This window comes from Nonomuraea sp. NPDC002799, from assembly GCF_053592075.1.
On sequence record NZ_JBSFVA010000009.1, the window covers coordinates 231,547 to 247,758 of the forward strand.

The following is a 16,212-nucleotide window of genomic DNA, read 5'->3' on the forward strand; positions in this document are numbered from 1 at the left end:
GTGGACCGTTATTTCGGCAGCAGGAGCTACCCCTGGGCCGCGCGGCCCAGGGGTGTAGCGGCTATGCGTCGTCGGAAGGTGCCGCCGCGCCCTCGCCGGAGGGCGGCTCCTCGGGCCCGGCGGCCAGAGCGCCGCCGATGGCGCCGATCGTGTGGGTCAGCCGCACCCCGGACCCGTCCCGGCGCCCGAGCTCCTCCGGCAACGGCACCGGCTTGCCCACCGCCGACACCGCCTTGGCCGGCGCCGGCCCCACCCACGCCAGCAGCAACTCGTCCTCACCCTTGAGGAACCGCTGCGCCCGCACGCCACCGGTCGCCCGCCCCTTGGCGGGGTATTCGGCGAAGTCGGACACCTTGCCGCCGCCGACCTGCGTCCCCGGCAGCGCCGTGGAGGATCCGGCGACCGTGACCACCTGCGCGGGAAGCTCGGGATCGACCACGCCGAACCAGATCACCCTGGCCGGGCCGTCCAGCCTGATGCCGGCCATGCCGCCGGCGGGCCGGCCCTGCGGGCGCACCAGCGCGGCGGAGAAGCGCAGAAGCTGGGCGTCGGAGGAGACGAACACCAGGTCGTGCTCCTCCGACAGCAGCTCCGTCGCGCCCACCACGGTGTCGCCGTCCTTGAGAGTGATCACCTCGAAGTCGTCGCGGTTGGCCGGATAGTCGGGCACCACCCGCTTGACCACGCCCTGTGCCGTGCCCAGGGCCAGCCCGGGGCCGTCGGGATCGAGGGAGCCCAGCCCGACGACCCGCTCGTCGGGCTGCAGCGAGACGTATTCGGAGACCGGATGGCCGCCGGACAGGGACGGCGGGTTGGCCGAGGGCGGCAGCGTCGGCAGGTCGACGACCTGGACGCGGATCAGCCGGCCCAGCGAGGTCACCACGCCGACCTCGCCGCGTACGGAGGTGCGGGCGACCGAGACGAGCACGTCGTGCGCCGAGCGGTCGCCGTCGCCCGCCAGCGGCGTGGCGTCGGAGGTGCGGGCCAGCAGGCCGGTCGAGGACAGCAGCGCCAGGCACGGGTCGTCGGCCACCTGGAGGTCCCCCACGGCGACGGCGGTGCGGGCGACGCCGGGCGCCTCCAGCAGGATCGTGCGGCGCGGCGTGCCGTACTTCTTGGCGACCTCGGCCAGCTCGCCGGAGACGACCTGGCGGAGCTTGGTCTCCGAGGAGAGGATCTCGGTGAGCTTGGCGATCTCGTCGCTCAGCGTCGCCTTCTCGCTGTCGAGCTCCAGCTTGTCGAAGCGGGTCAGGCGGCGCAGCGGCGTGTCGAGGATGTAGGCGGCCTGGATCGTGCTCAGGTCGAACACGTCCATCAACCGCGTCCGCGCCGCCGCCGAGTCGTCGGAGGCGCGGATGACCCGGATGACCTCGTCGATGTTGAGCAGCGCGATGATGAGGCCGTCGACCAGGTGCAGCCGCTCCTCGCGCTTGCGGCGCCGGTATTCGGACCTGCGGCGCACGACCTCGATGCGGTGGTCGACGTAGACCTGGAGCAGCTCGCGCAGCCCGAGGGTGCGGGGCTCGCCGTCGACGAGGGCGACGTTGTTGATGCCGAACGTCTCCTCCATCGGCGTCAGCCGGTAGAGCTCGTCGAGAACGGCCTCGGGGATGAAGCCGTTCTTGATCTCGATGACCAGCTGAAGGCCCTTGTGCCGGTCGGTGAGGTCCTTGAGGTCGGCGATGCCCTGGAGGCGCTTGCTGGTCACCAGCTCCTTGATCTTGGTGACGACGCGCTCGGGGCCGACGTTGTAGGGCAGCTCGGTGACGATGATGCCCTTGCGGCGCGGGGTGATCTGCTCGACCACGCACTTGGCCCGCATGCGGAACGTGCCACGCCCGCTCTCGTAGGCGTCGCGCACCCCCTGCAGCCCGATGATCGAACCGCCGGTCGGCAGGTCGGGCCCCGGGACGTACTTCATCAGCTCGTCGAGCGTCGCGCCCGGATTCTTGATCAGGTGGCGGGCGGCGGCCACGACCTCGGTGAGGTTGTGCGGGGCCATGTTGGTCGCCATGCCGACCGCGATGCCGCTCGTGCCGTTGACCAGCAGGTTGGGGAACGCCGACGGCATGGCCGTGGGCTCGGTCTCCTGGCCGTCGTAGTTGGGCTTGAAGTCGACGGTGTCCTCGTCGAGCGACTCGACCATGAGCATCGCCGCCGGAGCCAGCCTGGCCTCGGTGTAACGCATGGCGGCGGGCAGGTCGTCGGGCGAGCCGAAGTTGCCGTGGCCGTCGACGAGGGGCAGACGCATCGAGAACGGCTGCGCCAGGCGGACCAGCGCGTCGTAGATCGCGGTGTCGCCGTGGGGATGCAGCTTGCCCATGACGTCGCCGACGACGCGTGAGGACTTGACGTGGCCCCGGTCGGGACGCAGCCCCATCTCGCTCATCGAGTAGAGGATGCGCCGCTGCACCGGCTTGAGCCCGTCGCGCGCGTCGGGCAGTGCCCGCTGGTAGATCACCGAGTAGGCGTACTCGAGATAGCTGTTGCGCATCTCGGAGGAGACGTCGATGTCGACGATCCGCTCCTCGAAGTCCTCGGGCGGGGGTGCAGTCGTGCGTCGGGCCATGTCGAACATTGTGCCGAAGGTATTCGGGTGCCCGCGACTCGTCCGGGCAAGAGTCCGGTATGCGAGGCTTGACCAAGCAATTGCTTGGGTCGTACGTTCGGGTCGAGGTTTCCCCCGTCTCCGGAGGCGTGATGATCGAGTTCCATCCCATGACCAAGCACATCGGCGCCGAGGTCACCGGGGTCGATCTGCGCAAGCCGCTGTCCGAGGAAGAGGTCGCGACCCTGCGTACGGGCTGGCTCAAGCACCTCGTCCTGTTCTTCCGCGACCAGCACATCGACGACGAGCAGCACCTGCAGTTCGCCCTGAACTTCGGCTCGCTCAATCACCCCGCCTTCAAGAAGGACGCCGGAAGTCCCATCCACGTCCTCGACCAGACCGATCCCAAGGGCGAAGGAGGGGACGAATGGCACAGCGACAACACCTTCGAGCCCACCCCGCCCATGGGCTCCCTGCTGCGCTGCATGCAACTGCCCGGCGTGGGCGGTGACACCTGCTGGGCGAACACGTACCTGGCGTACGAGACGCTCTCGCCGTCCATCCAGCGGCTGTGCGACGAGCTGACGGCCGTGCACGACATCACCATGTCGATGAAGAAGGCGATCTCCAAAGGACACCCGTTCGACCTGGAGGAGGTCCAGGCGAAGTGGCCGCCGAGGGAACGTCCGGTGGTGCGCGTGCACGCCGAGACCGGCCGCAAGGCGCTCTTCGTCAACCGGTCGTCCACGACCCGGCTGGTCGGGCTGAACGATCGGGAGAACGAGGCGCTGCTGCCGTTCCTGATCGACCACATCCGGTCGCCGGAGTATCAGGTCCGGCTCCGCTGGCGCCCGGGCACGCTCGCGTTCTGGGACAACCGCCCGACCCAGCACTACGCGGTGGCCGACTACACCGAACGCCGCCGCATGCACCGCGTCACCATCAACGCCTTCCCCGAACACGCCGACAGATAGGCCCCTTTCCAGCTTTCGCCGGGCCGGAAGACCGGGTGCTCCCCGCGCCGCGATCCGCGGTTCCGACGGGCGAGCATCCGGCCGGCGTCGTCTTTCGTCGGCGGAAGCTGATAACAAGGGGAGCATGATTGACGCACCCGATGCGGCGATGCTGCGTGAAGAGGCCGAGAAGCGCCTGCGGGCGCTGGCGGGCGACCACGCCACGCTGCGCGAGGACCAGTGGGCCGCGATAGAGGCGCTCGTCGTCGACCGGCGCAGGGTGCTGGTCGTGCAGCGCACCGGCTGGGGCAAGTCGGCCGTCTACTTCGTGGCCACCGCCCTGCTGCGCGAGATGGGCGAGGGCCCCACGGTCATCGTCTCCCCGCTGCTCGCGCTGATGCGCAACCAGATCGCCGCCGCCGAGCGGGCCGGCATCAGGGCCGTCACGATCAACTCCGCCAACCCCGAGGCGTGGGAGGAGGTCTACGCCCAGGTCGCCGACGGCCTGGTCGACGTGCTGCTGGTCAGTCCCGAGCGGCTCAACAACCCCGACTTCCGCGACAACGTCCTGCCCGAGCTGGCCGAGAGCGCCGGGCTCGTGGTGGTCGACGAGGCACACTGCATCTCCGACTGGGGCCACGACTTCAGGCCCGACTACCGCAGGCTCGCCACGCTCTTCACGGAGCTGCCGCCCGGCATCCCGGTGCTGGCCACCACCGCCACCGCCAACGCCCGCGTCACCCGTGACGTGGCCGAGCAGATGCGCCTGCCCCCCGAGCTGCGGCCCGACGGCGAGGACACCCTCGTCCTGCGCGGGGCGCTGGAGCGGGAGAGCCTGCATCTCAGCGTCGTGCGCCTGCCCACGGCCGAGCAGCGGCTGGCGTGGCTGGCCCAGACGCTGCGCGAGCTGCCCGGCTCCGGCATCGTCTACACCCTCACCGTCGCCGCCGCCCACGAGATCGCCGGCTATCTGCGCGAGCAGGGCCTGGAGGTGGCCGCCTACTCCGGCCAGACCGAGCCGGCCGAGCGGCTGGCGGCCGAGGAGGCGCTGCTCAACAACAAGATCAAGGCGCTGGTGGCGACGAGCGCGCTCGGGATGGGGTTCGACAAGCCGGATCTGGGCTTCGTCGTGCACGTGGGCGCGCCGCAGTCGCCCGTCGCCTACTACCAGCAGGTCGGCCGGGCCGGGCGCGGCGTCGAGCGGGCCGAGGTGATCCTGCTGCCCGGCGTCGAGGATCGCGACATCTGGGCCTACTTCGCCTCGCTGGCGTTCCCGCCGGAGCCCGTCGTGCGCGCCACGCTCGAAGCCCTCGAAGGGCGCGGCGTCATGTCCACCCCGGCGCTGGAGACGGCCGTCGACCTGAGCCGCAGCCGCCTGGACATGATGCTCAAGGTCCTCGACGTGGACGGCGCCGTCCGCCGCGTCAAGGGCGGCTGGGAGGCCACCGGCCGGGAGTGGGCCTACGACGCCGAGCGCTACTCCCGCATCGCCGCCGAGCGCAGGGGCGAGCAGGAGGCCATGCTCGCCTACCTGACGACGTCGGAGTGCCGTGAGCAATACCTGCGCAGGCACCTCGACGACGACAGCGCCACGCCGTGCGGGCGCTGCGACAACTGCACCGGCGTGCACCGCTCACCGGAGATCGGGGCGCAGGCCGTCGAGACCGCGCGCGAGCGGCTGAGCAGGCCGGGCGTCGAGGTCGAGGCCCGCAAGCAGTGGCCCACCGGGCTGTCCGACCTGTCCGGCCGGATCAAGGCCGAGCTGGGCGCGGAGCCCGGCCGGGCGCTCGGGCGGCTCACCGACATCGGCTGGGGCAACCGGCTGCGGGAGTTGTTCAACGGCGAGGACGGGCCGATGGCCGACGACATGTTCAAGGCCGTGGTGCAGGTGTTGTCCTCCTGGGAGTGGCGCGAGCGTCCCGTCGCCGTGGTCAACGTGCCCTCCTCGACGCGGCCGCGGCTGGTGCGCGCGTTCGCCGAGCGGCTGGCGCAGGTGGGGCGGCTGTCCTACCTGGGGGAGCTGGGCTATCGGGCCGGGCCGCCCGGGCAGCAGTTCAACAGCGCCAAGCGGGTGCAGGCGATCAGGGGCACGCTGGCCATGCCCAAGGAGCTCGGCACGGCCATCGCCGAGTGCGGCGGGCCGGTCCTGCTCATCGACGACCGTGTCGACACGGGCTGGACGATGACGCTGGGCGCGGCCCTCGTCCGCCATGCGGGCGCGCCGGCGGTGTTGCCACTGGCCCTGGCCACCACCTCCTGACCCTGCCCCGCGTTACTGGGCGACGCCCATCGAGAGCAGGTCGTAGGTGCCCAGGAGCGGGCTGACGTGCACGTTCGTGGCCTGCCGGCCGCGTAGCAGCAGCGGGCTCTCCCAGGCCAGCGGAGCGAGCACGGCCTGCTCGGCCACCTGCCGCTCGACCTGCGTCCAGAGCTCGGCCCGCCTGGCCGGGTCGAGCTCCGCCCTGGCCTGGTCTATCAGGTCGTCGACCTGCGGGATCCGGACACTCACGTTGACCGGATACCGCTCCTTGTTGATCATCCTGCTGTCGGCGAGGAACACCTCGGGATCGGGCCTGGCCGTAACGGACGCGGGCCACGCATCCGGTCCCCTATGTCGCGTTACGGAAGGATCTATCCGCCATAGCGCCAGAGGGCCGTCTAGAACGGAGGCCGCGCGCCCAGATGCATGATCGCCTTGGCCGCCAGCCGGCAACCCGCGGCCAGCGCCTCGGCCGGTGGCTTGCCCGACAACCACGGCGGCAGGAACCCGGCGGAGAACGCGTCGCCCGCACCCGTACCGTCAACGATCTTGTCGACCGGCTCGGCGGCCACGCGGACCGGGTCGGGGCGGCCGTTGCTGTACCACAGCGCGCCTTCGGCGGTCATCTTGATCACGACCTGCGGGAACCACGCGGTCAGCACCTTGGCGGCGGCTTCCGCGTCGTCGCGACCGGTCAGCACCTTGGCCTGATCGATGTTGGCGAACAGCAGCTTGGCCCCGTTGGTCCACTCCAGGAACGGCTCAGCGCCCGTGCGCTCCAGCGGCGCGGACGAGGCGCAGTCGATCGAGATCGACATCCCGCCGCGCCTGGCCATGTCGAGCGCCGCGAGACCGGCGTCCCGAGAGCCCTCGTTGATCAGCGTGTAGCCGGACAGGTGCAGGTGCGTGCCGCCGGTGAACAGGTCACGCGGCAGATCCTCCGGCGACAGCGCCGCGTTGGCGCCGGGGTCGGAGAGCATGGTGCGCTCGCCCTTGTGCGTGACGAGCACCACGCAGGTGCCGGTCGGACGCTCGGGATCCATGACGAGCCGGGCGTCGACGCCGTAGCCCATCAGCTCCATGTCACGGTTGCGCCCCGTGATGTCGGCGCCCCTGCGGCCGATGAAGGCCACCTCGGCACCCTCGACGGCGAGCCAGGAGGCGATGTTGGCCCCGGATCCGCCGCCGTGCATGGTCACGATCGCCGGGGTGTCGCTCGCCCTGGCGAGAGCATAACGGGCGCGAGCGACCGCGTCGGTCATGAGATCGCCCACCACGACGACCCGCGTCATGATGTCACCACCTTGCTGCCTTCAGAACGAGCCTGGCCACGGCAAAAGTAACAGCTTCCAGGCGGTCCGTGGGGCGGACCCCCGACACCGGGTCGCCTTCGATGCACAAGCGTTGCCCAACGGGCCCTGCGGTCTTGGCATTTGGGATGCGGGTTTACGCTCGACTTCGTGGAGGCACATTATCCCGCCCACTGGGAAGCCGATGTCGTTCTGGCGGATGGTGGCACCGCGCACGTCCGGCCGATCAGGCCCGCCGACGCCGGCCGCCTCCGTTCCTTCTACTCGCGCCTGTCCGACGAGTCGATCTATTTCCGCTTCTTCGGGCCCCGGCCACGGCTGTCCGACAAGGAAGTCGAGCGGTTCACCAACGTCGACTACGCCGGCCGGGTCGCCCTGATCGCCACCATCGGCACCGAGATGGTGGCGGTGATCCGCTACGACCGCACCGGGCCGGGCGAGGCGGAGGTGGCCTTCCTCGTAGAGGACGCCCACCAGGGCAGGGGAGTGGCCTCCGTCATGCTGGAGCACCTGGCCGCCACGGCCCGCGAGCGCGGCATCGAACGCTTCGTCGCCGACGTCCTGCCCGCCAACATGCGCATGACGGGCCTGCTGCGCCAGGCGGGCTACACGGCGCAGAGCCAGTTCGAGGACGGCGTCGTCCGCATGACGCTCGACCTCACCCCCACCGACACCTCGGCGGAGGTGACGACCTCCCGCGAGCACCGCGCCGAGGCCCGCTCCATCTCCCGCCTCCTCACCCCCGGCTCCGTCGCCGTCATCGGCGCCTCCCGCGAGCCCGGCGGAGTGGGTCAGACCGTCCTGCGCAACCTGCTCGCCGCCGACTTCACCGGCCCCGTCTATCCGGTGCACCGCGAGGTGCGGGCGGTGGCGGGCGTGCGCGCCTACCCGAGCGTGACCGCGATCGACGGCGACGTCGACCTGGCCGTGGTGGCCGTCCCGGCCTCGGGCGTGGCCGACGTGGTGCGGGAGTGCGCGGAGAAGGGTGTGCACGGGCTGATCGTGGTCTCCTCGGGGTTCGGGGAGACGGGCGCGGAGGGGCGGGCCAGGCAGGACGAGCTGGCGCGCATCGCCCGCTCGTACGGCCTGCGCGTCGTCGGCCCCAACTGCCTCGGCATCGCCAACACCGACCCCGCCGTCAAGCTGAACGCCACCCTCGCCGCCACCGTGCCCGGCCGGGGGAAGGTGGGCTTCTTCAGCCAGTCGGGCGCCCTCGGCACCGCGCTGCTCCAGCGGGTGGCACAGCGCGGCATGGGCATCTCGTCGTTCGTCTCGGCCGGCAACAGGGCCGACGTGTCGGGCAACGACCTCCTGCAATATTGGGAGGAGGACGACTCGACCGAGGTGATCCTGCTCTACCTGGAGTCGCTCGGCAATCCGCGCAAGTTCACCCGGCTGGCCAGGCGCATCGCCCGTGACAAGCCCATCGTGGTGGTCAAAAGCGGCGGCACCCCCGCCGGTCACTCGGCCCAGGAGCTCGGGCTGCCCGACTCGGCGATCAGCTCACTGTTCGCCCAGGCGGGCCTCATCAGGGTCGACGACCTCATCCAGCTCTTCGACGTGGGCCAGCTCCTGGCCTACCAGCCGCTTCCGGCCGGTCCCAGGGTCGCGCTCGTGACCAACTCCGACGCGCTCGGCCTCCTCGCCGCCGACGCCTGCCTCGCCGCCGGCCTCGATCCCCGCTCGCCGGTCAACCTGGGGCCCGCCGCCGGGCCGTCGGAGTTCGGCGCGGCGCTGGCCGGCGAGCTCGCCTCCGCCGACGTGGACGCCGCCGTCGTGATCCACATGCCGCCCATCCCCGGCAGGGCCGACGAGGTGGCGGCCGAGCTGCTGCGGGTCTCCAAGGATGTCGCCAAGCCGGTGCTGACCACGTTCAGGGGGCATCTGGGCATGCACCCGGCCCTGCGCGTCGAGACGACCTCGCCGGGCAGCGGCGCGACGCCGTCGCGCGGCTCCATCCCGTCCTACGCGGCGCCGGAGGAGGCGGTCAGGGCGCTCGCCCACGTGGTCCGGTACGCGACGTGGCGGGCGCATCCGGCGGTGCCGCCGCCGGAGCTCGACGACATCGACACCGGCCGCGCCCGGGCTCTGGTCCACACCACCTTGACCACCGCCTCCACCCCTCCCACCGAGGCTTCTGACGCCCCCGGCACCCCGGCCGCCACGCCCGACCCGTCATCCCCCACTGAGCCGCCCAGCCAAGACACCGGGACGTCGGCTGACGCTGGGACGCCCGCTGACGCTGAGGCCACGGCCTCCGCGTCAGGCGTGTTCGCGCAGCCGGGGCCGCCGGTCGAGGTCGACGCCACCGAGCTCCTGTCCTGCTACGGCCTCACCGTCTGGCCCGCCGAGGTGGTCCGCTCGCCCGACGAGGCGGTCGCCGCCGCCGAGCGCCTCGGCTGGCCCGTGGTACTCAAGGTCGCCGACCCCGGTGCCTCCCGCCGCGCCGGCACCGTGCGCCTGGGGCTGCCGGGGCCCGAGATGGTCCGCCACGCCTACGCCGAGTTCGCCGACCAGCTGGGCGAGAAGGTGGAGCTGGCGGTCCAGCGCATGGCGCCTCAGCCGGCCGTGCCGACCGTGGTGGGCGTCGTCGAGGATCCGGCGTTCGGGCCGGTGGTCTCGTTCGGGCTCGGTGAGGTGACCGCCCGCCTCCTGCTCGACCAGGGCTTCCGTCTCGCGCCGCTGACCGGTGAGGACGCCGCGGCCCTGGTGCGTTCCGTGCGCGCCGCCCCGCTGCTCTTCGGCGAGTACGGCTACCCGCCCGTGGCCGTGGACGCCCTGGAGGAGCTGCTCGTACGCGTGGGCCGCCTGGCCAACGACCTGCCCGAGCTGGCCCGCCTCGACCTGGACCAGGTGCTCGTCGGCGAATCCGACGTCGTGATCCTCGGCGCCCGCGCCACCCTGCGCACCCCGGCCGGCCCGCGTCTGGACGGTGGCCCTCGCAGACTGTCCTGATTCGCCCTGAGCGAAGGACGTGAATGAAGTGCCCACTGATGCCCGGATAAAGACGTTATAGAGCGTTATATCCGGCGGGTGAGTGCACTGCCCGTCCCTGGCAGGATGGAGCCATGAGGGAAACCCGAGTCTCAGCCGCGGGCCTGCGTGAAGCGATCGAGCGCAGCGGCTACTACCCCGACCTCGTCACCGATGCGGTCGAATCCGCGCTGGGCAAGGAGGCCGTGACCGCGTTCGTGGTGCATCACGAGGCCACGTTCGATCCCGCGATGGAGGTGCGCAGGCACGTCACCGTCCTGGTGTTGTCGACGACGCGTCTCCTGGTCTGCCACACCGACGAGCACCCTGCGGTGGAGGGCGTCTCGACCTCCTCCCACGCCTCCACGACCACGGAGGCCGTGCGCCTGAGCCGCGTCCAGTCGGTCGCCGTCACCCGCGTCGTCCCCGACCCCGCCTCCTACGTCCCAGGCGTTCCTCCCACGGAGGCGACGCTCACGATCGGCTGGGGCGCCATCTCCCACGTGGACCTGGAGCCGGCCACGTGCGGCGACGAAAACTGCGAGGCCGACCACGGCTACACGGGCGCGATCACGGCTGACGACCTGTCACTGCGGGTCAGCGAGGCGGCCGACGGCCCGGAGGCGGTCACCCATGTGCTCGCCTTCGCCAAGGCCCTCTCCGAAGCCACCGCCCGCGCCACCACCTGACCTCTGACACGGCCACCAGCACCCCGCAACGGCCCACGAGCACCGCCTAATGGCCACCAACGCTCCCAACGGCCACCATTACCCCCCCAATTGCCCCCAAATGGCTAACAGACCTTCCGAGCACGCCACTCGGTTTCAGCGCGCCCACCGAAGCCCGGTAACCAAACGCTCCGGAAATTTACTGACAAAGGCCCCGGACATTAACCGCAGATGGCGTTACCACACCAGTCCCCCATCGCCACATCACCCCCGAATGCGTCCCGCAAGGGCACTCCAGCACCGCGAGCCGCCACACATCCGAAGTCGGCGCCCTGAGCCGCCGTACATCTGACGATCCGCACCGGCAGCGACCCCCTCATCGCCGGTGCGGTCACGACGAGTCCTGTCCGGGGGCCATGGCCCCGTGTCCCGGCACGGGCCAGCAAGTCAGCGAAGAAGCCGGCCCACTGCGCGCTCGTCACGGCGAGCGCCCCGTGAGCCTTCACGACCGGCCATGACGGCCGGAAACCAGCGACGGCGCGTGCGGGCAACCTGGCCGGCCGTAAAAACTGGTCGGCCGTAAAACAGGAGGGGAGAGATAGGGTGGAGCGCATGCTGGTGCCAGGGTACGGAACCGGGTCGCTGGCGGATCTGCCGCGCTCGCTGCTGGCCGCACTCGGCCTTGCCGAGCCCAACACGCTGGCTCTGGAGCCGGCGGAGCGTGTCTGCCTGTTCCTGGTCGACGGCCTGGGCGCCGAGTTGTTGCGGGCCCATGCCGAGATCGCCCCGTTCCTGTCGGGGCTGCCGAGCAGGACGCTCACCGCGGGGTTCCCCGCCACCACCGTCACGAGCCTGTGCTCGCTGGGGACGGGCCTCACGCCGGGCGAGCACGGCATGGTCGGGCTGATGCTGGCCGTGCCGGGCGCCGGGCACCTGTTCAACTGCCTGCGCTGGACACTGCCCGGCGGCGCGACCATGGACCCCGTCGCCTGGCAGCCCGCCCAGACCGTCTACGAGCGCGCCGCCCAGGCCGGGATCGAGCCGGTGTACGTCGCCAACGCCGAGTTCGAGGGCACGGGGCTGACCAGAGCCGTCTACCGTGGCGTGCGCTACGTCCCCGCCGACACCGTCGACGACCGCGTGGCCCGCGTACACGAGGCGATGCGGGAGCGCCCCGCGCACGTCACCGTCTATTACGGTGACCTGGACGCCGCCGGGCACATGACCGGATGGGGCAGCGAGGAGTGGCTGCGGCAGCTCGCCATCGTCGACGACCTGGCGCAGCGGCTCGCCGAGGGCCTGCCGCCCGGGTCCGGCCTCTTCGTGACCGCCGACCACGGCATGGTCAACGCCACCGAGAAGATCGACGCCGAGAGCGTTCCCGAGCTGGTGGAAGGGGTCGCGCTGCTCGGCGGCGAGGCCCGCGCCCGGCACGTCTACACCGAGCGGGGCGCCGCGACTCAGGTGCTGGAGGCTTGGCGCGAGACCCTGCGGGGAAAGGCCCTGGTGGTGTCCAGGCAGGAGGCGGTCGAGTCGGGCTGGTTCGGGCCCCGGGTGCGCGACGCGTGGCTGGAGCGCATCGGCGACGTCGTGGCCGTCCCCTATACCGACCTGGCCATCACCGCTCCCACCAGGCACCCGATCGAGGCGATCTTCACCGGCTACCACGGCTCTCTGACGGAGGCCGAGCAGCACGTTCCGCTGCTGGAGCTACGCACGTGACGAGCCCGCCGATCACCTCTGCCGGATCGAGCCGAGACCGGCGGGCACCCGCCTGCTCGGTCGTGGCGGAGCAGGCGACGACCTGGCACGCGACGACCTGGCGGGCTCGCGTCTGCCAGGTGGTACCGGAGCACGCGACGACCTGGCGGCCACGCGCCTGCCGAGTCGTGGTGGAACACGCGACGATTTTGGAGGCACACACGTGACGAGCCCGCTGATCACCCCGGCCGAACTCGCCGCGCTGGACGGCGCGACGGTGCTCGACGTTCGCTGGCGGCTCGGTGGGCCGCCCGGGGCCGACCTCTTTCGCGAGGGGCATGTCACGGGCGCCGTCTTCTGTGACGTCGACGCCGACCTCGCCGCACCTCCGGGCGCCGCCGGGCGGCATCCGCTGCCGGAGGCGGAGGCGTTCCAAGAGGCGATGCGGCGGCTGGGTGTGTCGGACGGGCGGCTGGTGGTGGTCTATGACGACGCCGGCTCCACCGTGGCGGCCCGAGCCTGGTGGTTGCTGCGCTACTTCGGCCATCAGGACGTCCGCGTGCTGGACGGCGGGCTCCAGGCATGGGTCCAGGCAGGTCTCCCGACCACCAAGGAGTCCCCGGATCTGCCACAGCCGGAGCCGGTCGCGTCCGAGCCGGTCGCGTCCGAGAATGCTCCGGGTCCGGGTCCGGGTCCGCGCGGTGTGCCCAAGGGGGACTTCAGTGCGCGGCCGGGTGGGATGCCGGTGCTGACGGCCGACGAGGCGGGCGCGCTGGCCGCCCGGGGTGTGCTGCTCGACGCCAGGGCCGCCGAACGTTATCGAGGCGAGGTGGAGCCGGTCGATCCGGTGGCCGGGCACGTTCCGGGCGCCGTCAGCGCGCCCACGACGGAGAACGTCGGCTCCGACGGCACGTTCCTCGACCCCGGCCTGCTCAGAGCCCGCTTCGCCGCCCTCGGCGTGGCGGAGGGCGTCGAGGCCGGCGCGTACTGCGGCTCCGGTGTGACGGCCGCCCACGAGGTGCTGGCCCTGGAGCTGGCCGGCCTGCCCGCCGCGCTGTACGTGGGCTCCTGGTCCAACTGGGTCGCCGATCCGGCAAGACCCGTCGCCACCGGCTGACCGCTGCCGCGCGTCCAACTGGGTCGCCGGCTTGGCAAGGCCCGTCGCCACACGCTGACCGCTGCCCCGCGTACTCGGCCACCTAGTACAGCGCCCGGCCTCCCGCACCGAAGCAGACGAACCCGGCCTCACCCGTCTTGGCCGCGGCAACGGCCAGCGCCGCGTCCGGCGGTTGCCCCGCCGCCAGGAGCTCGTGGAACATGCTCATCACCATCCGGGCCGACTCGTCATCCACCGGCACCAGCCCGGCCACCACACAAGAAGCCCCCTTGGCGAGGAACGTCCCGGGCAACCCCAGGGGCGCCCCCTCGGCAGGCGTCCGCGACATCCCGGAGTTGCAGGCCGACAACACCACCAGCCCCGGCGACCGGCTCACATCCAGTAGGTCGTACGCCATCAGCGACCCATCTTCCAACGTGATCCCCGACACCAGCGGACTGCGCGCGTGGAACACCCCGTGCGCCGCCAGATGCAGCACGTCCGCCACCTCCAACGCCGCCAGCACCGCCCCCCGGCGCCCGGCCACCTCCCGCCCGTCGGCGTGGCAGGTCAGCACATGCGCCACCTCCGCGTGCGCGTGCGCCAGGGCCGGCCCGGCCCCCGCCACGACCACCGGCGGAGCGCCGGCCCGGGCGGCCGCCCGGGCCCGCGCCCGCACCCAGGCGGCCGCGCTGGCGGCCACGCTCACCGGCCGCTCGCGCAGGCACGGCAGAGCCCCCCACGGCAAGGTGTGCAGCGCTCCCACCGGCACCACCACCAGCGGCCGATCGCCCAGCTCGGCCACCAGGGGCCGCAGCAGCATGCGTTCGAGGTCCACGGCAGCGGCCTCGACGTCGCTGCGCCGGCGCAGGGAGTAGCGCAGCCGGATGATCGCCTCCTTCACCTCCCGCAGGCCGCCCAGCCGCCGCAGCAGCACCCGCTCCTCGGTGATCAGCACGGCCAGCAGGGAGTCCTCGTCGGCCACGAACTCCACCATGGCGCCCCGTCCCAGCTCCGCCCGCACCCGTTCGGGATCGACGAGCGAGCAGGCGTGCGCCGGAGCCGCGACGGCCCGCCACCGCTCGCCCCACTCGAACACCTCCGCCGCACAGCCGTCCCGCACCGCCAGCGACAACCCGAACCCCGCCAGCCGCTCACCCGCCCTGGCCGCGTGGGCGCGCAACGACGGGTCGTCGAACGTCTCCACCCGCTCGCTCACCTCCGCCAGCCCCTCGCGAACGGCGCGGAAGGCCCCCGTGACGTCCTCCTGCAGCGCCGCCTCCAGCGCGAGCGCGTGCTGCCGGACCGGGACCGGGATCCGCGACGCCTGCGCGAGCTGCCTGGCCTGCGGCTCGGAGGCCAGAGAGGTCAGCCGGGTGCCGGCCGGTGTCCATCGTTCGCCCCGGTCGGCGTGCTGGGTGAGCCGGGCGAGCTGGGCCGAGGCCGTCGGGTGGTCGTCCACGGCGAGCGCCGCCTCGGCCGCCACCAGCCGCAGCGCCGCGGCTCCGGCCTGATGGCCGAACCCGTCCTCCAGCTCGTCCGCGCAGCCGATCAGCGCGCGTACGAGGCCGGGCGTGACGGGTTCGAGGGCGAGACGCGCGCGCAGGACGACCTCTTTGGCCAGCGGCAGCCACGACGTGCGTTCCTGCGCGGCCAGCTCGGCCGCCGCCTGCTCGGCCACCTCCCGCGCCCGGTGCGGGTCGCCGGTGAGCAGCTCCACCTGGGCCAGCTTCAGCCGCGCCTCGGCCAGCGCCATCTGCGCCCCCGACGCCTCCAGATCGGGTACGGCCAGGCTGAGCATGGCCCTGGCCTCGCCCGGCAGGTGGGCGGCCAGCAGCGCGCCCGCGAAGTCGGCCCGCATCGTGGCCAGCCGCTCGGGGTAGCCGAACAGGGTGTCCTCGGCGTCGCGGTAGTGCTGGAACGCCCGCGCGATGTCGCCCCGCCGGACCGCGAGAAAGGGCAGGTTGGCGGCGGACAGCCGGGCCAGGTGCCGCAGCCCCGCGTGCTGCGAGATCTGCAGGCACGCGCTGAGGTCGCTCATGGCGGCGTCCCAGTCGCCGCGGTAGGAGTGGACGAGGCCGCGGTTGAGCAGCCCGCCCGCCAGGAAGCGGCGGTCGTCGACGGTCCCCGGCGCGTGCACGAGAGCGCGCAGCGCCCGGTCGCAGGAGGCGATGGCCTCCTGGTGGCGGCCGAGGTGGGCCAGGGCGACCGCGCGCTGGGTGTCGAGCTTGGCCCGGTCGAGCGGCGACAGGTAGGCCCAGGCCAGGGCGGCCACGCGCAGGGCCTGGAGGGGGTGGCCGCGCTCGGTGCGCACGGTGACCAGCGAGAGCCGCGCCTGGGCGATCCGCGCAGCGGGAGCGCTTGCGACGGCGATGGCCTCGCGGAGGTGGAGCTCGGCGGTCTCCAGGTCGCCCAGCTCGCGGGCGGCCAGCGCCATGGCTCTGAGCGCCATGACCTGGCCCTCGGCGGATCCGGCGCGACGGGCGGCCGCGAGCAGGAGGCGGCCTCCGCGCATGGCGTGGTCGGGATCGACCAGAGAACGCATCATGGCCGCCTCGGCCGCCACGATGAGCGGGTCGAGGTCGCCGGGTGAGTGCTGTTCCGGTGTTGCGCTCATGGCTGGCCTCGGTCGGACGGCAGGGAGGGGGCGCGGCGCTCCCGGCCGGGCTGGATCGGCGGGACGGATGCGCACCCACCGGGTCA

General features: G+C 72.2%; 10 protein-coding genes. 6 read left to right on the forward strand and 4 right to left on the reverse strand.

Translation table 11 applies throughout. From position 1 onward, the window contains the following. Positions 1 to 61: 61 nt before the first annotated feature. Positions 62 to 2,578, reverse strand: a complete 2,517-nt coding sequence (locus ACWD0F_RS19420) for a DNA gyrase/topoisomerase IV subunit A (RefSeq protein ID WP_449877215.1) — start codon at positions 2,576 to 2,578, stop codon at positions 62 to 64. Positions 2,579 to 2,700: 122 nt separating this feature from the next. Between ACWD0F_RS19420 and ACWD0F_RS19425 the strand changes: the two genes are divergently transcribed. Continuing rightward, positions 2,701 to 3,522, forward strand: coding sequence for a TauD/TfdA dioxygenase family protein (locus ACWD0F_RS19425; protein WP_449877217.1), 822 nt, complete (start codon positions 2,701 to 2,703; stop codon positions 3,520 to 3,522). A 124-nt stretch (positions 3,523 to 3,646) separates the two neighbouring features. Next, the gene (locus ACWD0F_RS19430; RefSeq protein ID WP_449877219.1) at positions 3,647 to 5,761 is read left to right on the forward strand and encodes a RecQ family ATP-dependent DNA helicase; all 2,115 of its coding nucleotides are present in this window, start codon (positions 3,647 to 3,649) and stop codon (positions 5,759 to 5,761) included. 12 nt (positions 5,762 to 5,773) lie between these two features. Here ACWD0F_RS19430 and ACWD0F_RS19435 read toward each other — a convergent pair whose 3' ends face one another. Both ACWD0F_RS19435 and ACWD0F_RS19440 read right to left on the reverse strand, forming a co-directional pair. Beyond that, complete coding sequence (locus ACWD0F_RS19435) at positions 5,774 to 6,061, reverse strand: hypothetical protein (RefSeq protein WP_449877221.1); 288 nt, start codon at positions 6,059 to 6,061, stop codon at positions 5,774 to 5,776. A gap of 98 nt (positions 6,062 to 6,159) precedes the next feature. Further along, complete coding sequence (locus ACWD0F_RS19440) at positions 6,160 to 7,053, reverse strand: carbohydrate kinase family protein (RefSeq protein ID WP_449877223.1); 894 nt, start codon at positions 7,051 to 7,053, stop codon at positions 6,160 to 6,162. A gap of 168 nt (positions 7,054 to 7,221) precedes the next feature. Between ACWD0F_RS19440 and ACWD0F_RS19445 the strand changes: the two genes are divergently transcribed. The 4 genes from ACWD0F_RS19445 to ACWD0F_RS19460 all read left to right on the forward strand — a co-directional run bounded on the left by ACWD0F_RS19445 (position 7,222) and on the right by ACWD0F_RS19460 (position 13,530). Further along, the gene (locus ACWD0F_RS19445) at positions 7,222 to 10,026 is read left to right on the forward strand and encodes a bifunctional acetate--CoA ligase family protein/GNAT family N-acetyltransferase (RefSeq protein ID WP_449877225.1); all 2,805 of its coding nucleotides are present in this window, start codon (positions 7,222 to 7,224) and stop codon (positions 10,024 to 10,026) included. A gap of 113 nt (positions 10,027 to 10,139) precedes the next feature. After that, the gene (locus ACWD0F_RS19450) at positions 10,140 to 10,733 is read left to right on the forward strand and encodes a DUF5998 family protein (protein WP_449877227.1); all 594 of its coding nucleotides are present in this window, start codon (positions 10,140 to 10,142) and stop codon (positions 10,731 to 10,733) included. A gap of 591 nt (positions 10,734 to 11,324) precedes the next feature. Beyond that, entirely contained in the window at positions 11,325 to 12,434 is a 1,110-nt protein-coding gene (locus ACWD0F_RS19455; RefSeq protein WP_449877229.1) for an alkaline phosphatase family protein, read from the forward strand. 202 nt (positions 12,435 to 12,636) lie between these two features. Then, positions 12,637 to 13,530: a sulfurtransferase gene (locus tag ACWD0F_RS19460; protein WP_449877231.1), complete on the forward strand. Its 894-nt coding sequence runs from the start codon at positions 12,637 to 12,639 to the stop codon at positions 13,528 to 13,530. Positions 13,531 to 13,612: 82 nt separating this feature from the next. Here the strand turns inward: ACWD0F_RS19460 and ACWD0F_RS19465 are convergent, their stop codons facing one another. Beyond that, positions 13,613 to 16,126, reverse strand: a complete 2,514-nt coding sequence (locus tag ACWD0F_RS19465) for a CHAT domain-containing protein (protein ID WP_449877233.1) — start codon at positions 16,124 to 16,126, stop codon at positions 13,613 to 13,615. Between the last annotated feature and the right edge of the window lie 86 nt (positions 16,127 to 16,212).